This window comes from Intrasporangium sp. (assembly GCF_036566125.1).
Taxonomy (GTDB): domain Bacteria; phylum Actinomycetota; class Actinomycetes; order Actinomycetales; family Dermatophilaceae; genus Intrasporangium.
In genome coordinates, this window is sequence record NZ_DATCWX010000227.1 from 1 (window position 1) to 20,218 (window position 20,218).

18 protein-coding genes and 1 tRNA gene are annotated in these 20,218 nt (G+C 69.5%); 8 read left to right on the forward strand and 11 right to left on the reverse strand.

What is annotated here, in order from left to right; translation table 11 throughout:
* Positions 1–285 precede the first annotated feature (285 nt).
* Positions 286–1,047: an SDR family oxidoreductase gene (locus VIR15_RS13835; RefSeq protein ID WP_331928599.1), complete on the reverse strand. Its 762-nt coding sequence runs from the start codon at positions 1,045–1,047 to the stop codon at positions 286–288.
* Positions 1,044–2,189 carry an acyl-CoA dehydrogenase family protein gene (locus VIR15_RS13840; RefSeq protein ID WP_331928601.1) on the reverse strand — a complete coding sequence of 382 codons (1,146 nt, stop codon included), beginning with the start codon at positions 2,187–2,189 and terminating at the stop codon, positions 1,044–1,046. The genes VIR15_RS13835 and VIR15_RS13840 overlap by 4 nt, the downstream gene beginning before the upstream one ends.
* Positions 2,190–2,262: 73 nt before the next feature.
* On the opposite strand from VIR15_RS13840, the gene VIR15_RS13845 reads away from it, so the two are divergent.
* Both VIR15_RS13845 and VIR15_RS13850 read left to right on the forward strand, forming a co-directional pair.
* The gene (locus VIR15_RS13845) at positions 2,263–2,892 is read left to right on the forward strand and encodes a TetR/AcrR family transcriptional regulator (protein WP_331928603.1); all 630 of its coding nucleotides are present in this window, start codon (positions 2,263–2,265) and stop codon (positions 2,890–2,892) included.
* Positions 2,889–3,470: a 2'-5' RNA ligase family protein gene (locus VIR15_RS13850; RefSeq protein WP_331928605.1), complete on the forward strand. Its 582-nt coding sequence runs from the start codon at positions 2,889–2,891 to the stop codon at positions 3,468–3,470. Before VIR15_RS13845 ends, VIR15_RS13850 begins: the two co-directional genes overlap by 4 nt.
* On the opposite strand, the gene VIR15_RS13855 is transcribed toward VIR15_RS13850, so the two are convergent.
* Both VIR15_RS13855 and yczE read right to left on the reverse strand, forming a co-directional pair.
* Positions 3,428–4,354 carry an LLM class F420-dependent oxidoreductase gene (locus VIR15_RS13855; RefSeq protein WP_331928607.1) on the reverse strand — a complete coding sequence of 309 codons (927 nt, stop codon included), beginning with the start codon at positions 4,352–4,354 and terminating at the stop codon, positions 3,428–3,430. The genes VIR15_RS13850 and VIR15_RS13855 overlap by 43 nt on opposite strands.
* A 28-nt stretch (positions 4,355–4,382) precedes the next feature.
* The gene (gene yczE, locus VIR15_RS13860) at positions 4,383–5,066 is read right to left on the reverse strand and encodes a membrane protein YczE (RefSeq protein ID WP_331928609.1); all 684 of its coding nucleotides are present in this window, start codon (positions 5,064–5,066) and stop codon (positions 4,383–4,385) included.
* A gap of 62 nt (positions 5,067–5,128) precedes the next feature.
* On the opposite strand from yczE, the gene yczR reads away from it, so the two are divergent.
* The 5 genes from yczR (at position 5,129) to VIR15_RS13885 (ending at position 11,571) form a co-directional block, all read left to right on the forward strand.
* Entirely contained in the window at positions 5,129–6,562 is a 1,434-nt protein-coding gene (yczR, locus tag VIR15_RS13865) for a MocR-like transcription factor YczR (RefSeq protein ID WP_331928611.1), read from the forward strand.
* 122 nt (positions 6,563–6,684) lie between these two features.
* The gene (locus tag VIR15_RS13870; RefSeq protein WP_331928613.1) at positions 6,685–8,397 is read left to right on the forward strand and encodes an NAD(P)/FAD-dependent oxidoreductase; all 1,713 of its coding nucleotides are present in this window, start codon (positions 6,685–6,687) and stop codon (positions 8,395–8,397) included.
* Between the two features lie 2 nt (positions 8,398–8,399).
* Complete coding sequence (locus tag VIR15_RS13875; protein WP_331928615.1) at positions 8,400–9,788, forward strand: adenylate/guanylate cyclase domain-containing protein; 1,389 nt, start codon at positions 8,400–8,402, stop codon at positions 9,786–9,788.
* 27 nt (positions 9,789–9,815) lie between these two features.
* Positions 9,816–10,460 (forward strand): GNAT family N-acetyltransferase, encoded by a 645-nt coding sequence (locus tag VIR15_RS13880; protein ID WP_331928617.1) that lies wholly within the window; start codon positions 9,816–9,818, stop codon positions 10,458–10,460.
* A gap of 4 nt (positions 10,461–10,464) precedes the next feature.
* On the forward strand, positions 10,465–11,571 hold the full coding sequence (locus VIR15_RS13885; protein WP_331928619.1) for an NAD(P)-binding domain-containing protein: 1,107 nt from the start codon (positions 10,465–10,467) through the stop codon (positions 11,569–11,571).
* A 160-nt stretch (positions 11,572–11,731) separates the two neighbouring features.
* Here VIR15_RS13885 and VIR15_RS13890 read toward each other — a convergent pair whose 3' ends face one another.
* The 6 genes from VIR15_RS13890 to VIR15_RS13915 form a co-directional block, all read right to left on the reverse strand.
* On the reverse strand, positions 11,732–12,331 hold the full coding sequence (locus VIR15_RS13890) for a GNAT family N-acetyltransferase (RefSeq protein WP_331928621.1): 600 nt from the start codon (positions 12,329–12,331) through the stop codon (positions 11,732–11,734).
* The gene (locus VIR15_RS13895) at positions 12,328–12,810 is read right to left on the reverse strand and encodes a nitroreductase/quinone reductase family protein (protein ID WP_331928623.1); all 483 of its coding nucleotides are present in this window, start codon (positions 12,808–12,810) and stop codon (positions 12,328–12,330) included. The genes VIR15_RS13890 and VIR15_RS13895 overlap by 4 nt, the downstream gene beginning before the upstream one ends.
* A gap of 47 nt (positions 12,811–12,857) precedes the next feature.
* Positions 12,858–14,540, reverse strand: coding sequence for an energy-dependent translational throttle protein EttA (ettA, locus tag VIR15_RS13900; RefSeq protein WP_331928625.1), 1,683 nt, complete (start codon positions 14,538–14,540; stop codon positions 12,858–12,860).
* Between the two features lie 81 nt (positions 14,541–14,621).
* Positions 14,622–15,206: a single-stranded DNA-binding protein gene (locus VIR15_RS13905; RefSeq protein ID WP_331928627.1), complete on the reverse strand. Its 585-nt coding sequence runs from the start codon at positions 15,204–15,206 to the stop codon at positions 14,622–14,624.
* A gap of 166 nt (positions 15,207–15,372) precedes the next feature.
* A complete protein-coding gene (locus VIR15_RS13910) occupies positions 15,373–17,076 on the reverse strand; it encodes a GTPase (RefSeq protein WP_331928629.1) in 1,704 nt (567 codons plus the stop codon).
* Positions 17,073–18,788, reverse strand: a complete 1,716-nt coding sequence (locus VIR15_RS13915; protein WP_331928631.1) for a dynamin family protein — start codon at positions 18,786–18,788, stop codon at positions 17,073–17,075. The genes VIR15_RS13910 and VIR15_RS13915 overlap by 4 nt, the downstream gene beginning before the upstream one ends.
* Before the next feature lie 163 nt (positions 18,789–18,951).
* Here VIR15_RS13915 and VIR15_RS13920 point away from each other — a divergent pair.
* Positions 18,952–19,027: transfer RNA gene (locus VIR15_RS13920), tRNA-Arg, on the forward strand.
* A gap of 44 nt (positions 19,028–19,071) precedes the next feature.
* Here VIR15_RS13920 and VIR15_RS13925 read toward each other — a convergent pair.
* The coding region (locus tag VIR15_RS13925) for a PrsW family intramembrane metalloprotease (protein WP_331928633.1) at positions 19,072–20,218 on the reverse strand (1,147 nt) is incomplete at its 5' end.

Consider the following 20,218-nt stretch of genomic DNA (forward strand, 5'->3'; position numbering starts at 1 on the left):
GGATCGTGGCCGTCCCGAGCGCGTGCGTGATGGTGACGGGGTATGCCGCTGAGCTTGCTCCCGATGCTGGGCTCGCACCCGTGGATGGCGGGGTCCCACCAGGCGCAGCGCCGGTGGTGCAGCCGGCAAGGACGGTGGCGAGAAGCGCTGCGAGCGCTGGGAAAACTGATAGCGAGGCGCGGATGCGTGGCACGGTCGGACTCCCGGGTCGGAAACAAGTAAGGCATACCTTACTTAGGAGACCCTTACTGTCAATCGCGGGTCCGGCCTGGGCGTCGTTCGAGCCTAGAGGGCACCCCCGAGGGTGACTCCGCCGTCGATGGTCAGTGTCTGGCCGGTGATCCACGCAGCGTCCGGGCCGAGGAGGAAGCTCACGGCTCCCGCGACATCCTCCGGGGTGCCGAGTCGCTTCATCGGGTAGGCGCGGATCACCTTCTCCTCGCGACCCTCGTAGAGAGCCTCGGCGAACCGGGTCTTGACCACCGCAGGCGCGACCGCGTTGACCCGGACGTCGGGGCCGAGCTGGTAGCCGAGCTCCGTCGTCAGGTGGATGAGAGCCGCCTTGGAGACGCCGTACCAGCCGATGACCCCCGAAGCGCCCTGGCCCGCAACCGAGGCGAGGTTGACGACGGCACCGGGATGGGCGTCGTCGCCAAGCCCCGCAGCGACAGCCTTCTTGATCCACGAGAACGCGGCGACGACATTGACGTCGAGCACCTTGCGGGCGACGCTGACGTCGCTGTCGAGCATCGGACCGTAGGCGGGGTTGATCCCGGTGTTGTTGACGAGGTAGTGCAGCCCGCCGAACGTCTCGCGGGCGGCCGCGACGACCTCGTCCTGGTGGGACTCCTCCGCGGCGTTGCCAGCGATGCCGAGCGCGTAGTCGGCCCCGCCGAGCGACTCCACGGCCTCGGCGAGCGCCTCCGGTTTGCGGGCCGTGATGACGACTTTGGCGCCCTCGGCGACGAGACGGCCGGCGATGCCAAGGCCGATGCCCCGGCTCGCTCCGGTGACGATGGCGACGGCGCCGTTGTGCACGCCCGTCACAGGCCGAGGTCCCGGCCGATGAGCTCCTTCATGATCTCGTTGGAGCCCGCCCAGATCTTCGTCACGCGGGCATCGCGCCAGGCCCGCGCAACGCGGTACTCGTTCATGAAGCCGTAGCCGCCGTAGAGCTGGACGCACGCGTCGAGGACGTCGTTCTGCACCTGCGAGCTCCACCACTTGGCCTTGGCCGCGTCGATGGCGGTCAGCTCACCCTTCGAGTGGGCGAGGACGCAGTCGTCGACGTAGGCCTCGGCCACCTCGATCTTCGTCACGAGCTCGGCCAGGAGGAACTTGTTGTGCTGGAACGCGCCGATCGACTGGCCGAAGGCCTTGCGGTCCTTCGCGTACTCGATGGTCTCCTCGAGGATCGCCTTGGCCTGGGCCACGTTGGCGATTCCGGAGCCGACCCGCTCCTGCGGCAGGCGCTGCATCATCCCGATGAAGCCCTTGCCCTCCTCACCCAGTCGGTTCTCGTCGGGGACCCGGACGTTGTCGAAGAACAGCTCAGCCGTGTCGGACTCGTCCATGCCCACCTTGTCCAGCTTGCGCCCGTTGACGAAGCCCTCCATACCGCGCTCGACCATGAAGAGCGTGATGCCCTTGGCGCCCTTGGACGCGTCGGTGCGCGCGGCAACGATGACGAGGTCGGCCTGGTAGCCGTTGGTGATGAACGTCTTGGAGCCGTTGATGATCCAGTCGTCACCGTCACGCACGGCCGTGGTCTTGAGGGCAGCGAGGTCCGAACCGCCCGAGGGCTCGGTCATGCCGATGCCGATGATGAGATCGCCGCTCGCGATCCCCGGGAGCCAGCGCTGCTTCTGCTCCTCGGTGCCGAGGTCGACGATGTAGGGCGGGCACACGTCGGCGTGGATCCCGAAGCACGAGCTCGTCGCCATGTTGAAGCGGGCCCACTCCTCGGCAACGACCGCGTTGAATCGATAGTCGTCGACGCCGGCGCCGCCGTAGGCCTCCGGGATGTCGAAGCCGAAGAAGCCCTGCTTGCCGGCCTCTTTCCAGATGTCGCGCGGGATCGACTTGAGCTCGATCATCTCCTCGGCGCGAGGTCGCATGACGCGGTCGATGAACTCCCGGGCCGAGGCTCGCAGCGCCTCGTGGTCCTCGTCGTAGATGTTGCGCGGCATGCTCGCCTCCGGCTGTGACTCGTGGGTAACTAAGCGCTTGCTTAGTCTCGCGTCTCTCCGGCATGCTGTCAACGTGCCGCACACCAGCAAGGGGACCACGTCGCCCGGGCCCGCGCCTCGTCAGGCGACGGATCCCACCACCGTCGAGCGGCTCATGCGTGCCGCAGCACAGGCCTTTGCCGAGAAGGGCTTCCACGCGACGACGACCCGCGACATCGCCTCCGGCGCCGGCCTGTCCCCCGCTGGCGTCTACGTCCACTTCGGGTCAAAGGAGGAGCTGCTCTTCTACCTCAGCCGGAGTGGGCACGAGTCGGCCCTCAACCTGCTGCGCGCGTCGCTGGACGGGATCGAGCATCCGGCCGAGCGGCTCGCCGTCGCGATGACCCGGTTCTCGGCCTGGCACGCCGAGCAGTACCAGCTCGCCAAGGTCGTCCAGTACGAGCACCAGCACCTCACGCCCGAGCACCGGGCCGAGGTGCTGGCGCTGCGCAAGGACATCGACGCCGTGCTCCAGCATGTCCTCGAGTGCGGCGTGGCGGACGGTGTCTTCGAGGTCGCCGACATCGGTGACACGGCCCTCGCCCTGTCGTCGATGGCGGTCGACGTCGCCCGGTGGTACTCGCCCGCGATCAAGCGCACCCCAGAAGAGATCGGGGCGACCAACGCGGCCCTGGCTCTGCGACTCGTCGGTTCGCGCTCGTGACCGGTGGCCACGCCGTCCTGCAGATCCCTGTTCCCGCACTCGAGCCCTTCGTGCGGCAGCGGCACGAGCACTACGACCGGGACTTCGTCTCGGCAGATCCCGTCTTCGTCCACGCGCACATCACCGTGCTGGGGCCGTTCCTCCCGCCCGAGGCGGTCGATGACCGTGTCCTGTCGACCATCGACGAGATCGCTTGCGCCGTAGGTGCTTTCGACTACCGACTCGAGCAGATCGACGTCTTTCCCAACGGTGTCATCCACCTCGTCCCCGACCCCATCGAGCCCTTTCGGTCGCTGACCGCCGAGCTGTTCACCGCGTTCCCGTCGTGCCCGCCCTATGGCGGGGCGTTCCCCGACGTCCGGCCGCACCTGACCCTGGACGCCCGCTCCGATGGCGTGACCGTCGAGTCGACCCGCCGCCGGCTGGGATCGCTCGTGCCGGCCCAGTGCAGGGCGGAGCGACTCGACCTCGCCTGGTGGGGCAACCGGACGTGCCGGGTCCTCCACTCGTGGTGGCTCGGCCGCCCTCAGAGCTCTCAGCGCCCTGAGCGACCGGCGGCCGTGATCCCCGAGACCTGACGGACGACCTCGGCGACGAGCGGGTAGGCGTCGGGATCCGTCGTGTTGCCCATGCCGAGGATGGCGTCGTCCATGCCGGCGTCGGCGAGCGCCCCGAGCTTGTCGACTGCGGCCGCGACGGACACGGTCGGCTCTCCCGAGGGGGCCGGTCCCCCCGTGTCGGACAGGCTCAGCCGCGTCAGGACCGTCTTGGTGATGGCGTCGTAGTCGCGGCCCACGTCGGCGCAGTGGCCGCGAAGGACCTCGCACGTGGCCTGCAGCCCCTGCGGGCCGATGTCGAAGAAGTTGGAGGCGTCCGCGTAGGCCGCGACCAGCCGCAGCGTCTTCCTCTCCCCCATTCCGCCGATGAGGATCGGCGGATGCGGGCGACGGATGGCTGGGGGACTGTTGAGCGTCCGGTCGAGCGAGTAGTGCGAGCCCTGGTACGGCCCCTCGTCGTCGGACCACATCTGCAGCACGATCTGCAGCGTCTCCTCGAGCCGCTCGAAGCGTTCGCGCACGGGCGGGAAGGGCACACCCAGCCCTCGGTGCTCCTGCTCGTTCCACGCTGCCCCGATTCCCAGCCAGGCGCGACCGCCCGACAGGACGTCGAGAGTCGTCACGGTCTTGGCCAGGATGCCGGGGTGGCGGTAGGTCACTCCGGTCACCAGGGTGCCGAGCTCGATCCTCGAGGTCTGCCCGGCGGCGAAGGCGAGCGTGGTGTAGCCCTCGAGCATCTCGAGCTCCGGCGGGCCGATCCCGCGGATCTGGAAGAAGTGGTCCATCACCCACAGCGACGCCATCCCGGCGGCCTCCGCGTCCCGGGCGATCCGCCCGAATGTCGGCCCGATGGAGGCCGGGCTCCCCGGCCAGCTGAAGTGCGAGACCTGCAGTCCGAGGCGCATCGCTCAAGCGTAGGTCTCGGTTCTCGTCTCACACAGGGGTTGCGGCACCGGAAAGGGGCTGGCGTGCCGCGGGGGCCTCGAGGGAGACCGTGACGCGGGGCAGGAAGAACTGGACGAGGGGGCCGATCGTCATCGCGTAGAGCACCGTGCCGATCCCGACCGGGCCCCCGAGCAGCCAGCCGGCTCCGAGCACCGTGAGCTCAAGTCCCGTGCGAACGAGGCGGATACTCAGACCAGTGCGCAGGGCGAGCCCGGTCATGAGCCCGTCGCGTGGGCCGGGCCCGAGCTGGCTGCCGATGTAGAGCCCACCGGCGAGCCCGTTGAGGACGAGACCGGCGAGCAACAGCGCGAGCTGTGCCGGCAGGCCCGAGGGCGAGTCGATCACGGCCAGCGCCGCGTCCACGGCGAGGCCGATGACGACGACGTTGGCGATCGTGCCGAGCCCCGGCCACTGCCGGAGTGGGATCCAGAGCAGGAGGACGAGCGCGCCGACGATGATGGTCACCTGGCCGAAGGTGATTGGGACGCGGCTCGTCACGCCGGCGTGGAAGACGTCCCACGGATTCAGGCCCAGCGTCGCGCGCAGCATCATGGCCATCGAGACGCCATAGAGCATGAGGCCCACGAGCAACTGGACGACGCGTCGCGGCAGCTTGCCAGCACGCAACTGGTCACGGGACGAGAGATTGAGCAGGGGGACGGAGCGGCGCATGCGTCCATCTTGATGGGCAAGTGGACCGCTTTTCCATGACCAGTTCTGAGATACTGGACTCTGTGCGCACCATCTCCGCCCGAAACGTGGCGCAACTGCTCGGCCCGACCCCGCTTGCGCGACCTGCCTATCGCAGCCTGGCCACCGGGATCCGGAGGCTGGTCTCCGACGGGCGGATCCTCGTCGACACGCGCCTGCCCAGCGAGCGGGCGCTGATGTCAGAGCTCGGGCTCAGCCGGACGACGGTCGGTGCGGCCCTCGACGTGCTTCGGGAGGACGGCTTCATCGTGACCCGGAGGGGGTCCGGCAGCGTGACCGCCATCCCCGAGGACCGGTCCGGGCTCGCCCTGTCGGGAGCCGGTCTCGTGCCAACCGACCTTCCCGAGGACGTCATCGACCTCACGTACGCGGTGCTCCCCGCTGCCCCTGGCCTCACGGGAGCCTACGAGCGCGCCCTCGAGCACCTGCCCCGACATCTGGCCACGCCGGGGTACCACCCACGCGGCCTGCCAGAGCTGCGCCAAGCCCTCGCGGACTGGTACGAGGCTCGTGGCCTACCGACCGACCCGGGTGACGTCATCGTCACGTCCGGAGCCCACGCCGCCCTGTCGGCGGTGCTCCGGGCCGCCCTCGATCCGGGTGACAGGGTGCTGCTCGAGACCCCGACGTACCCCAACGCCATCGTGGGGGTGCGGCGCTCGGGACTGCGGCCCGTGCCCTTCCCCATCGACCCCTTGGGTTGGGACCCGGAGCACCTCGAGCTCACCCTGAGACAGGCCGGCGCCAGGATGGCCTACCTCGTCCCCGACTTCCAGAACCCGACCGGCCGACTTATGTCCGCCGACGAGCGTGCGAGCGTCGCCGAGGCCCTGCGCAGGACGAGGACCGTCCCCGTCATCGACGAGACCTTCGTCGAGCTCGGTCTGGACTCCCGTCCGCCGGCGCCCTTCGCGGCCAGCTCTCCCGGAGCACTCACCCTCGGGAGTTCCGGGAAGGCCTGGTGGGGCGGGCTCCGAGTCGGGTGGGTCAGGGCCCCCCACGCCCTCGCCTCGCCGATCCTCGAGGCGCGACACAGCCTCGACCTCGGAACGGCGGTGCTCGAGCAGCTCGTGCTGATTGAGCTGCTGCAGGCCGGGGAGCCACTCCTCGATGAACGCCGTGCAGAGGCATCGAGGCGGCGCGACGCGATGGTTGCCTCGCTCCGGGAGCACGTTCCGGACTGGCGCTTCACCGTGCCGCCCGGCGGGCTCAACCTGTGGTGCGAGCTGCCGGTCGACCGCGGCGATGCGCTGTCGCGAGTTGCGGAGTCAGCAGGGGTCCGGCTGGCGCGGGGCACCCAGTTCGGCACGGACGGCGGCATGGACCGATTCGTCCGGATTCCGTTCAGCGTGCCCGCCGACGAGGCGGACGATGTCGGCCGTCGCCTCGCCGTGGCGTGGAGGCGAGCGCTCGACAGTCGGTCCTCGGAGGTGCCGAGCACTCCCCTCATCGCCTGACCCCCGAACTCCCCGAAACCGCGGGCTCGAACCGTCGCGCGCGCGTACCGTCGTCAGTGAGGGGTGGTGAGCCACACCACATCCAGCGCCCTTTCACGCTCCACGCACCCACAGGAGTCGACATGACCCGGCCCCTCCTCCTTGCCGTCGACCCGGACCCCGAGAGCCTGTCGCGAATCGAGCAGGAACTGTCGCGACGGTTCGGGATCGACTTCCGCGTTCGTGGTGAGTCGGACGGTCGCGCGGGCCTGGCGACCCTCGAGAAGGCCGCCGAGCGGGGTGAACCGGTTGCCCTCGTCCTGGCTGACCCGTGGCTGGAGGACGTGCCGGGCACGGAGCTGCTCGGCAGGGTCCGCTCTCTTCACCCCGACGCAGGCCGCGCCCTGCTCGTGCCTTGGGGCGCCTGGGCAGACCGGCGCACCGCCGACGCGATCCTCAAGGCCATGGCCCACGGCGAGATCAACTACTACGTCCTCAAGCCGTGGACCTCCCCCGACGAGCTGTTCCACCGGACGGTGGCCGAGTTCGTCCAGGCCTGGTCACGCACGGTCATCGACGGCCGACGCGAGGTCGTCGTCGTGGGAGCCGCCCGGAGCAGCCGGGGACATGAGGTGCGCAGCGTGCTGAGCCGCAACGGGATCCCGCACGCTTACCTCGACCGGGGTACGCCCCAGGCCAAGCAGGCCCTCGACGCGATCGCCGCTCCGGATCCCGACGAGGCGACCGGACCCCTCGTCGTGTGGTTCGCCTCGTTGGGCGGCAAGGTGCTCGTCGACCCCACCGACCAGGAGATCTTGACCGCGTGGGGCATCCGCACCGACCTCGAGCCCGAGGACCGCGATGTCGACGTGGTCGTCGTCGGCGCCGGACCCGCGGGCCTGGCCGCAGCGGTGTACGGCTCCTCCGAGGGGCTGACGGTGCTCTGCCTCGAGGAGCACTCCCTCGGAGGACAGGCAGGAACGAGCTCGCTCATCCGCAACTACCTCGGCTTCTCCAGGGGTCTCAGCGGCGCCGAGCTCGCACAGCGCGGGTTCCAGCAGGCCTGGGTCTTCGGAGCCAGGTTCGTGCTCACCCGACGGGTGACCGGTCTGGTGGCGAACGGCCCAGTGGGCAGTGGTTTCCGGGTGGACGTCGGGGACGCGGGCAGCGTGAACGCCAAGTCCGTCATCCTGGCGAGCGGTGTCGCCTACCGCCGGCTCGGCGTGCCCTCGCTCGAGGCCCTGACCGGCTCGGGCGTCTACTACGGCGCCAACGTGTCCGAGGCGCACGGCTTGACCGGCGCTCACGCCGTCATCGTCGGGGGTGGCAACTCTGCCGGTCAGGCTGCGCTGCACCTTCATCGGTACGCCGCTGACGTCACCATCGTCGTGCGGACGGCAGACCTCTCCGGGAGCATGTCTCAGTACCTCATCGACGAGATCGAGGCGAGCCCTTACATCGCCGTGGTCCCCAATGCCGAGGTTGTGGGGGGCGGTGGCGACGGCTGGCTCAGCCACGTGGTGGTGTCCGACCGCACCTCCGGTGAGCAGCGCACGCTCCCCGCAGATGGGCTCTTCGTCATGATCGGCGCCGCACCACACACCGACTGGCTTCCGGAGGCGGTCCTCCGTGACAAATGGGGATTCGTGATCACCGGTGCGGGAGTCGACGACGCCGGTTGGACCCTGCCCCGGCCGCCGCTGCCACACGAGTCCAGCGTGCCGGGCCTGTTCGCCGTCGGAGACGTCCGGAGCGACTCCGTGAAGCGGGTCGCCTCAGCTGTGGGTGAAGGCTCCGTCGTCGTGTCCGAGGTGCACCGCTACCTCGCGCTCTCCCCTGCCCCGGCAGGGAGGTGAGCTTGGCCGAGACCATTCCGACCCCGGCCCCCCCGCGCACGAGGATCGGGCCTTTCGTCGGCGCGATCCTGCTCGTGATCCCGCTCGCGGGCCTCGTCACGCTCCGGAGCCAACCGGCGCTCGACTCCAAGTACGAGCACGACCCGGCCCACTTCTGGCTCGTCCTCGCCGCAGCCGTCCTCAGTGCGATCGTCGCCTACGGCACCGGGTCAGCGGCATCACGCCGCGGCGACGTCCGGATCATGTACCTGTCCCTCACGTTCCTCTCGGCCTCCGGCTTCCTCGCCCTGCACGCGCTGGCGACCCCCCATGTGCTGCTCCCCAAGGCCAACGCCGGCTTCAACATCTCCACGCCCATCGGGATCATCATCGGCTCGGTCTTCGCGGCCGCCTCGGTGGTCGAGGTGCCCCCGGAACGGAATGCGCGAGCGCTGCGCACGGCCCGGGTGCTGCGGATCGGCCTCCTGGTGCTCATGGCGGTCTGGGCTGGACTCTCGCTGTGGCGGCTGCCGCCCTTCGACCGGGGCATGGGTCCCGAGCGAGCGAGCGGTGCCATGCTCGTCGCCGCGATCGGTGCGACCGGGCTCTACCTCGGGGCGGCCCTGTTCTACGTCAGGTTGTGGAGCCGGCGCGGGGGCCTGCTTCCCGCCGCCATGTCCGCCGGCCTCGTGCTTCTCGCCGAGGCAATGGTCGCGGTCACGATGGCCCCGAACTGGTTGATCAGCTGGTGGGAGTGGCACCTGCTCCTGCTCGCAGCCTTCGTCCTGGTGGCCTGGGGCGCGCAGCAGTCCTGGCACGAAGAGCGCTTCGCCGGGCTGTACGGCCAGGCAACCGTGGCGGGTCGCCGCGTCATGAGCATCCTGTTTGCCGACCTCAAGGGCTTCACCAGCTACTCCGAGAGCCACACCGCGGCCGAGGTGACCGAGATGCTCAACGAGTACTTCAACGTCGCGATTCCTGCCGTGGCCAAGAGGCACGGCGGTCAGGTCGACCGCATCATCGGGGACGCCCTCATGGTGACCTTCAACCGGCTGGGCGACCAGGATGACCACGCACGACGGGCCGCCCTCGCCGGTCTGGAGCTCCAGGCGGAGACGGGACGGATCGCGACCCAGCACCCGGGGTGGCCACGGTTCCGTGTCGGCATCAATACGGGCGAGGTGATCGTCAGCGTGCTCGGCAGCGAGGGCGGCCGGACCTGGACCGTGATCGGCGACGCCGTCAACGTCGCGTCCCGGATCGAGGGCCAGGCACCGGTCGGCGGGGTGGCCGTCACCGCGGACACCCTGGCCCTGTTGCCCGATGCGGTCACCGAGCCCTTGGGACCGCTCGAGCTCAAGGGCAAGAGCGAGCCCGTCGAGGCCCATGTCCTCGTTGCCCTCTCCCGATGAGCCCGCGCGGCTCGGCAGACTATGCCTGTGAGCGGCGTATCGATCCTCCCAGTGACTCCGGACCGCTTCGACGACGTGGTCGAGCTCTTCGGCACCCGCGGGGACCCGGCGTGGTGCTGGTGCCAGTACTTCGTCACGTCTGGCAGCTCGTACGAGCGGTCGGCCAGGAACAACAAACGCCAGCTCCGCGACCAGGTGCAGTCGGCCACGCGTCCCATTGGACTGATCGCGTATGCCGCTGAGCCAGCTTCCCGACGGGCCGATGGTCCCAGCGGGGCCGGGTCCACAGTCCCGGTGGGCTGGGTCCGCGTGGGTCCCCGGCCTTCGTTCGTCCGGGTGACCGGAAACCGCGCGTTGCGTGCCCTCGCGCAGACGGAGCACGATGACCTGGCTGACGAATCAGTCTGGGCGGTGACGTGTTTCGTCGTGAAGGTCGGCTGGCGTCGGCGCGGGATCGCAGCGGACCTGCTCGGTGCGGCAGTCGAGCTGGCCCGGGAGTCGGGAGCATCGGCCGTCGTGGGCCACCCCGTCGACGTCGCGGCCCGGTCGACCCGGGTGGGTGGGAGCGAGCTCTACCACGGCGCGGCTTCGACGTTTGCGGGGGCCGGATTCGAGGTCGTCGGACGCACCGGCGCGACGCGGCCGGTCATGCGTCTCGACCTGACACACTGAGGTCGTGTCCACCCCGGCGTCCGTCGACGTGCTCGTCATCGGAGCGGGCCAAGCCGGGCTCTCCGCGGGGTACCACCTCCGTCGGCGCGGGTTCGCACCGAGCGGCGCGCGGGATGGGCCGGAGCAGTACGTCGTCCTCGACAACGAGGTCGGCCCCGGAGGGGCATGGCGGCACCGGTGGCAGTCGCTGCGGATGGCGACCGTGAACGACATCAGCGACCTGCCCGGCATCGCGCAGCCCGACGTCGACCCGTGCGAGCCCAGCTCGGAGTTCCTGACCCGCTACTTCGGTAAGTACGAGCGGGAGCTCGGCCTGCACATCCTGCGGCCCGTCCGCGTCTCTGCAGTCCGGCGGGAGGACGACGACCCGCACGGGCGGCTCCTCATCGAATCGAGCCGCGGGACCTGGGCCGCCCGCGGCCTGATCAACGCGACCGGCACGTGGACCAAGCCCTTCTGGCCGATCTACCCCGGGCAGGCGGGCTTCCGCGGCCGACAGCTGCATGTCGCCGACTACGTGTCGGCGGAGGAGTTCCGGGGTCAGCACGTCATCGTTGTGGGCGGAGGAATCTCAGCAGTGCAGCTGCTCGACGAGATCTCCCAGGTGACGACCACGGCCTGGTTCACTCGCCGCGAACCGGTCTGGCGCGAGGACGAGTTCACGCCGCAGGCCGGTCATGACGCGGTCGCGCTCGTCGAGGAGAGGGTGCGCCGGGGTCTGCCGCCGCAGAGTGTCGTCTCCGTCACCGGCCTCGTCTGGACGCCCGCGCTGCGTGCGGCCGCCGAGCGGGGAGCCCTTCAGCGACAGCCGATGTTCGTCGCCATCGAGTCCGATGGGGTCCGCCTGGCCGACGGCGGCTTCCTCCGGGCCGACGTCATCCTCTGGGCCACCGGCTTCCGCGCCGCGCTGGACCACTTGGCGCCACTGCATCTACGCGGACACGGCGGCGGCATCGTCATGGACGGCACCCAGGTCGCTGCAGAGCCCCGGGTGCACCTCGTCGGCTACGGCCCTTCCTCCTCGACGATCGGCGCGAACCGCGCGGGACGGGCGGCAGTCGCCTCCCTCGTGAAGTGGCTGGAGGCCGGCGCACCCGCCCGCACCCCCTGATCGAATGGACAAGAAGTGCGCGGGCGCGGACTGCACACTCGACGGGGTGCGCGACGACCTTCTTGTTGAGTGTGCAGAAGATGCCGGGCGCGGACTGCACACTCGACGAGGAGCGAGCCCAGCGGCATACGGACAGGATTGGGTCCAGACCGTCGGTCGTTCAGACGCCGGTGGTGTCTGATCGCCACTCATCCGCCAGGATGGCGTAGGTGTAGCCGTCCACCCAACCGAGCTCGCCGTGCCACGCGTCCTTGACGCTGTGCTCCTCCCGCCGCATCCCGAGCCTCTCCATGACCTTCCACGAGGCAACGTTGTCGGCGAAACACCCCGCCGTGACTCGGTGCAACCGCAGCTCTCGGAAGGCGAGGTCGAGCAGTCCGGCAGCGATGTCGGTGGCGTAGCCCTTGCCCGCGTGCGCCGGGTCGATCATGTAGCCGAGGTCCCCCTGCGCCGCGCGCCATGGGCCCTCGGCGAGGTGCGACTGGGTCATCGCATCGACGATCCTGAGCGACCCCGTCCCGACCACGACACCGCCGGACGGGTGGTCCAAGACGGCGACCACGGAGTGGTCGTTGGGGTCCTGAACGGCCGCGAGCCAGATCTCACGAAAGGTGTCCGGGTCAACCTGCGTGCGCAGTAGCCACCGGGCGACCTCAGGTCGGTTCCGCCAGGTGAGGACCTGGTCGAGATCCGCTCGGCTCGGCGGTCGCAACGTCAGGCGTCCGGCCCGTCGTGGCCACGAGATCTCCGGAGTCGTCACGGCAGCATCTTCCCGCCGGGGGTCGCCCGGGTGATCCGGAAGACGGGGTACCGGTCAGCGACAGCCTTGAAGTCCGCGAGCGGCGCGTTCCAGCGGACCGCCACGTGCGGCCGCGCAGACCACGCCGTCAGCAGGTACCGGCGCAGGATCGGCGCGCGCTGCTCGACCGGGACCGGAACGAGGATCACCTCGTGCCGGGTCCCCTGCTCCCAGACGGCGCGACCATCCGCTGCCTCGACATTGCGGACCCAGTTCGTCGATGGGCCGAGCATCGCGACGAGGTACCGGTGCCCGCCGTACCACGCCACCGCGAGCGGGAGTCGCGACACGGTGCCGGTCCGGCGGCCGACGACCTCGAGGACCCCGGCGATGGGAACGATCCCGAGTCGCGCGACCCGCATGAAGCGAGCCTGGATCGCCCTGGCCCGGTCATTGGGGCGACCGCCGCGGTACAGCTCACGAAGCTCGTCGGGTCGCACGATGGTGACGCCGGCCTCCTGTCCTGCTGAGGCCCGGTGAGGCCCGGTCAGTCCCGAGTCAGCTTGCGGTAGGTGACCCGGTGGGGACGCGCGGCCTCTGGCCCCAGACGCTCGACCTTGTTGTCCTCGTAGGACGCGTAGTTGCCCTCGAACCAGTACCACTTGGCCGGGTTCTCCTCGTCACCTTCGTAGGCGACGATGTGCGTCGCCACGCGGTCGAGGAACCACCTGTCGTGGGAGATGACGACGGCGCAGCCGGGGAACTCCAGCAGCGCGTTCTCGAGCGATCCGAGGGTCTCGACATCGAGGTCGTTCGTCGGCTCGTCGAGGAGGAGCAGGTTGCCGCCCTGCTTGAGCGTGAGGGCGAGGTTGAGGCGGTTGCGCTCGCCGCCCGACAGCACCCCAGCCGGCTTCTGCTGGTCGGGGCCCTTGAACCCGAACTGCGACACATAGGCACGCGACGGGATCTCCACGTTGCCGACCTTGATGTGGTCGAGCCCGTCGGAGACGACCTCCCACAGCGTCTTGTTCGGGTCGATGCCGGCCCGCGCCTGGTCGACGTACGCGATCTTGACCGTGTCGCCGATCTTCACCTCACCCGCGTCGGGGTGCTCGAGGCCGACGATGGTCTTGAAGAGGGTCGTCTTGCCGACACCGTTCGGGCCGATGACGCCGACGATGCCGTTGCGCGGCAGGGTGAAGGACAGGTCGTCGATGAGCAGGCGGTCGCCGAAACCCTTGCGCAGGTTCTTGACCTCGATGACGACAGAGCCGAGACGGGGGCCCGGCGGGATCTGGATCTCCTCGAAGTCGAGCTTCCTCGTGCGCTCGGCCTCGGTCGCCATCTCCTCGTAGCGCGCCAGTCGGGCCTTCGACTTGGCCTGGCGCCCCTTGGCATTGGAGCGCACCCACTCCAGCTCGCTCTTGAGGCGCTTGGCGAGCTTGGCGTCCTTCTTGCCCTGGATCTGGAGGCGCTCGGCCTTCTTCTCCAGGTAGGTCGAGTAGTTGCCCTCGTAGGGGTAGAGCCGACCCCGGTCGACCTCGGCGATCCACTGGGCGACATTGTCGAGGAAGTACCGGTCGTGGGTGACGGCGATGACGGCACCGGGGTAGTTCTCGAGGTGCTGCTCGAGCCACTGGACCGACTCGGCGTCCAGGTGGTTGGTCGGCTCGTCGAGGAGGAGCAGGTCGGGCTTCTGGAGGAGGAGCTTGCACAGGGCCACCCGGCGACGCTCTCCACCGGACAGGTTGGTGACGGGCAGTTCCGGGGGCGGACAGCGCAGGGCGTCCATCGCCTGCTCGAGCTGGTTGTCGAGATCCCAGGCATCGGCGTGGTCGATCTGCTCCTGGAGCTTGCCCATCTCCTCGAGGAGCGAGTCGTAGTCGGCGTCCGGGTTGGCCATCTCGGCGCTGATCTCGTTGTAGCGGTCGAGCTTGGCCTTGATCTCGCCCGCACCCTCCTCGACGTTGCCGAGGACGGTCTTGTCCTCGTTGAGCGGGGGCTCCTGGAGGAGGATGCCGACGGTCGCGCCCGGGGCGAGACGCGCCTCGCCGTTGGAGGGCTGGTCGAGTCCGGCCATGATCTTCAGGATCGTCGACTTGCCGGCGCCGTTCGGACCGACCATGCCGATCTTCGCGCCCGGGTAGAACGACATCGAGACGTCATCGAGGATGACCTTCTCGTTGTGCGCCTTGCGCGCCCGGGTCATGGTGTAGATGTACTCGGCCATGCGCAGCAGGCTATCCGCGATCAGCCGTGGCACCGAATCCGCCGGCTGGTGGAACACCTGCCGGCGGGCTCGCGCCGACTGTCAGGCGGCAGGCGTCTCCTCGACGTGGTACTCGTCCGTGTCGGGGTCGCCGAACTGCTGCACGGGGCCCGAACCTCCGCCCTCGACCGGTCCGTCGAAGGCCTCGCCGTTGGCGTCGACGTTCGCCGGCCGGTGAGCGTCGGCCGCGATGGAGACGCCGTTGGTCTCGGCCATGGCGTGCCGCACGGCAGGGTCGGCGTTGCGGTCGACACCGAGGGCCGCCGCCCGGCTCAGCCGCTCGAACGACGCGCGCCCAAAGACGAGGTCGTGCCCGATGTGCTGCGCCTCGATCTCGGCATCGGTGCGAGGCTGCCCGTCGCTGGTGAGGTAGCTCTTGATCGTGAGGTTGCCCTCGACGATGACCGGCTGACCCTTCTGCAGGGCAGCGGCGGTGTTGGCGGCGAGTGCGTTCCAGCTGATGACGCTGAAGAAGTTCGTGTCGAGGTCGACGTAGGTGCCGTCGGCGGTGCGTCGGCGGGGCGTGCTCGCGACCCGGAACGTCGTGAAGACGTTGCCATTGCGCGACGTGCGCTCGACGGGCGCGGCCGTGACGTTGCCGTGGACCGTGATGCGGGTCTCGTTCATGGTGCAACCTCCTGTCGGCGCCGACAGCTGTCGGCGGGTTCGGGTGCGGCGTCGTGCCGCTCGTTCACCACGGTCGCCCCTTCAGCGTGCTGCAACCAGCGCCGTCGCTGCCGCTGTGGACGGCGGCGCCGAACGGGAGGGGATGTGGACAGGGCGCAATGCGCCCTCAGCCCGCCGCCCGGTCGAGCTGCTCGCGCGTCTCTCGGTGACGGTCGAGCACCTCGTCGACCGGGCTGACGATGCGCTCGTCAGCAACCTTGGCCACCGCCTCGGTCAGCCGTTTCCGGATGAGGGCCGTTCGCCGGCTCGCTCCGATCCGCGCCCACCACCTGGAGACGACGCCGAGTAGCAACCCGAGGAGCACGCCCCCGACGAGCATGACGAGGGGGACGGGAAGGATCCCCACGGTGGGCGTGTCGGGCGTTGGGATCTGCGCGAGCCCCGCGACCCACAGTGCCGCGAGCCAGAGCAGTCCCAGGGCCGCCGTGATTCCGAGGATCCACTGCATGACATTGACGAGGAGCCACCAGATCGGTCGGCGGGCGCGCAGCGACGTTCCAACCATGGCCTGGTCCAAGGCGTCACCCAGGGCTCCCTCACCCTGGTCGACCGCGTCCTCGACGGCCCGGGCCCACTTCACCGGTAGACCATCGGACGCCTCGCGGACGAAGCTGCGCGTGGCCAGGTCGACCGCCGAGACGGCCGAGGCGCTGGGCGCCGGGATGGAGGACCGGCCCAGGACGGCACGCACGTCTGAGCCCTCGATCTCGACGGGGATCGGCGGACGGCCCCCGGTGCGATCGAGCCGCAGGCGTCGGAGCGGGTCAGCCGCGAACCCACGGGTCCACCTCGCGAAGAGGAAGCCCGTGTGGGCGAAGGCCTCTCGTCGGTAGTCCCGGCTGACGGCATCGAGGACGATCGGCACACCGGCCGCTCGGGCGAGCGACGCGTCCAGCGCGTCGCGGTCGAGGCGGCTGGTGGCAACCTCCTGATCGGCCACTCCGTGACGCAGCCGGCGTGCCGCCGCAACGACATCGGCATTGAGGCGCTGGCGCGAAGCGGCCTGTCCGGCAACCACATTGGCAAGTCGCTGGAGCAGCTCAGGCACACCGGTCCCAGTCACGGCTGACGTGGCGAGGACCGAGGCACCGTGTACGCCGTCGGCCCCGAGCAGCTTGGTGAAGTCCTTCTTGAGTGCCTTGACCGCGTCGACGTCGAGCCGGTCGGTCTGGTTGAGCACAGCCAGGGTCACCGCATCGTGATGCGCCATGAGCGCGACGAACTCGTCGTGGAGGCGCGCATCTGCGTACTTCTGCGGGTCCGTCACCCAGACGAACATGTCGACGAGCTCGAGGATCCGCTCGGCCTCGCGCCGGTGGGACAGCTCGCGCGAGTCGAAGTCGGGCAGATCGAGCAGGACGAGGCCATTGAGCTTCCCACTGAGCATGTCACTGGGCCTGTCGGCGACCTCCGCCCCACCGTCACCCGCGGGGCCGACCAGGTGCCTGGCATCGACGCGAAGCCAGTCGAGCAGCTCCGACGCGTCGGACTCTCCCCAGACTGCGGCGGTCGGCGTGGCGGTCGTCGGCCGGCGCGCGCCGATTTCCGCGACCTGCTCACCGACAAGGGCGTTGAAGAGGGAGGACTTGCCACTACCCGTCGCGCCCGCCAGAGCCACGACCGTGTGGTCGCCCGCGATCTTGGAGCGCTCCTGAGCGCGGTCGAGCACCCGTCGTGCCCGCTCGACTGCAGCCCCGTCCAGCTCCTCGGCACCCGCGAACAGCGCCAGGGAGAGAGCCGTGGTGCGGTCCCCCAGTTCGGCGACGCCCGCGCCCTTGACCTTGGCCTTGCCCATCCTGATCGGGCTCATCGGGCGGACCTCACCTGTGCGACGGCCTTCTTGAGGTCCTTCGCCTGGCCGGTCCGGACCTGCAGGGTCTCCACAGCGGCCTCGTAGCGGGCTCGTTCCTCGGCGTACAGCTCCCCCACACGGTCGAGCAGCTTGGCGCGAGCCTGCCGGGCCAGCTCGCGCACGGCCTGGTCCCCAAATACCGCCTCCAGCAGCTTCTGGCCCACGACCGCCGTGCCGCCTGCGATTCCCACCTCAGCTCCGGTGATCCCAGCGGTCGAGGCAAAGGTGACGAGCATGAGGACGACGCCGAGGCCGTTGACGCCGTAGGCCATGATTCGGGCGCTCGTCCGTCGATCACGTCCCTCGCTGCGCACCATCTCGAGCATGTCGCCCTGCCAGTCCCTCACGAGTCGCTGGATCCGCGTGTCGAGGTCGGCGCTCGAGCGCATCAGGCCCGCCGTGCCGGTCAGGAGGGGCTCGCCGCCGGGCAGGGTCCGCCAGGCCCGCGCGGTTGCCGTCGCGGCGAGGTCGGCCCGGTTGGAGATGAGCGCCTCCACGCCGGTCTGGAGCGCCTCGCCGAGGTGCTCGGCCTTGGCCGGCTCACCCTTGATGAACGCCGTCACCCGATCGCGGACGCGGGACACGGTCGACTCGACCTGCCGGAAGAACTCGCCCGTCCCGACGAATTCCTGCCACCGCGCGAGGACTTCGCCACGGAGGAGGGTCCCGTCGTACATCCCCTCCTTGACGTGGGCCACCGCGTCCTCGTACGTCATCCGAGCGGCCTCGACGAGCTCTTCGGCCGCCTCGACCTGGGCACCCGATGCCGCGACGAGCGCGGTCGCCCGCGCGTCGAGGGACGCGAGGGCCCCCGTGAGGGTGTGGCGGACGACCTCGGCCCGGGCCTGGGCGTCTCCCGCCAGAGCATCCAGCCAGTCACGCAACCGCTGGGTCTGCGAGCTTGGGAGCAGCCCGTCCTCCAGGTCCGACTCCAGCACTGTGAAGATCGGGGCCTGCTCCAGCCGCTGCTCGCGCAACATCGCTGCGAGGTGCACCCTGATCTCGTCGAGGCTGGCTGCCGGGACCCGGTCGAGCACGACAGCCACAGAGGTGCCCCGCTCCGACGCCTGTCGCAGCAGGTCCCACGGCACGGCATCGGCGTAGCGCGCCGCCGTCGTCACGAAGACCCAGAGATCGGCGGCCGCGAGCAGCTGTGCGGCCAGGTCACGGTTCGCCGAGACGACGCTGTCGATGTCGGGTGCGTCGAGCAGAGCCAGTCCCGACTGGACGGCGTCGGTCGACACGAGGCGGACCGCTCCGGGTCCGTCCGAGGAAGAGTGCTTGCCCGTGATGCGAGCGAGACCGGGGAGGATGCGCTGGTCTGCGAACCACCTTGCGTCGTCAGGGTGGTGGACCAGGACGGGTGACCGGGTCGTGGGCCGCAGCACACCGGGCAGGGAGACCTCATGTCCCACTACCGAATTGACGAGCGTTGACTTGCCGGCGCCGGTCGAGCCGCCCACCACGGCGAGCAGGGGCGCGTCCAGAGATTCGAGGCGCGGGATGACGTAGTCGTCGAGTTGGGCGAGCAGTCGCGAGCGTGCGACGCGGACCTCGTCGATCTGAGGAAGGTCAATGGGTAGCGAGGACGCGTCGACCGCGTCGCGAAGTCGCTTCACCGCCTTGAGCAGCCGGGCGTTGGGCTCCCCTGAACTAGACACGCACGTCATCCTCTCGTGTCCCTCGGACCTATCAACTCGTCGTCTGCGCCGTCGTGGAGGGACACGCGGGTCGTATGCCGCTGAGCCCGCTCCGCTCGACCGCCTGAGGGAGTGGGTGGCGGAGAAGGGAGACGTACTCACGCCTATCATAAGAGCGCCCCGAGGCGGGCGAGCCCCTGTAGCTCAGTGGATAGAGCAAGAGCCTTCTAATCTCTTGGTCGCAGGTTCGAGTCCTGCCGGGGGCGCCATGGGATTCGCGGGCCACGACTGGCGCCCAAGGGAATCGCCCCCATCAGAGCACCGGTGTCCCGATGAAGTCCTTGCGGTGGGCCGTGATTGCCTCCAGCAGAACCATCTCGCGCTGTGGCGCATCCCGCTCGGCCGTGCCGTGAACAAGTCGGGAACGAAGCAGCGCAAGGTCGCTCGCGCTGTCCTGGAAGGCATCCATGGACCGTTGCGCCGCCAAGCCGCCACGATCCTTTGCCCACGTGCGGGCGGCCCGTCGGGTGCCCAGGTGCGAGAGCATGGCCACCTCCGCGTGGGTGAGCCATCCCGCGTCGGCGTACGCAGACAGGTACTGCCCGATGAGCCGACCCTCGCGTCGACGCAGCCAGACCAGGAAGCCGATGAAGGCAAGGAAGAGCGGGACCTGGAAGGTCATGTAGGCGGTGAGGAAGCCCTCGATCCCGGCGATGGCCGCGAGGTTCCACGCGCCGTGCAGCAGGACTGCGCAGACCCATCCGCCGAGGATGGCGAGCGCCTTGATGCCACGACTCCGGGTCGAGACGGCGATGCCGATGCCGATGCCGATGAGCGACGTGAAGAGGGAGTGGCCGAACGGCCCCATGAGGCCACGGACGATGAAGGTCGCAGTGAGGCCCTCGTTGCCCATCTCCGTGTAGGCCTGACCGAGGTAGAGGATGTTCTCGCTGAACGCGAAGCCTGCCCCGATCAACCCGGCATAGACGATCCCGTCGATGATCCCGTCGAACTCGTGCCGGCGCAGCAGGTAGATGAGGAAGATGCCGAGGCCTTTCAGCGTCTCCTCCGTGATCGGCGCGAGATACACGGCGCCCGTCTCGAACGGATCGGTCCAGTGGGACTCGACGAGCAGCGCCAGGCCGAGCGAGTTGAGGAAGAAGGCGCCGACGACGGCGATGAGGGAGCCCCACAGGAACGCGGCCACGAGATAGCCGACGGGTTCAGCCTCGTACCGGTCAAGCCAGAGATAAGTCGGCACGATGATGATGAGCGGGATGAGCGCCATGAGCGTGGCGAGGATCGCCACCTGCGCGTCGAGCTGGTTGCCGATGATGCCGAGCAGGATGAGCAGGGAGACAAGGAGCAGGACGGCCGCGACTCCAAGGGTGAGGATCCGCCGAAGCATGGGCCGCCACGTGGGATTCGGCTTGCGGCTCCATTCCGCGGCCTCCAGCCGG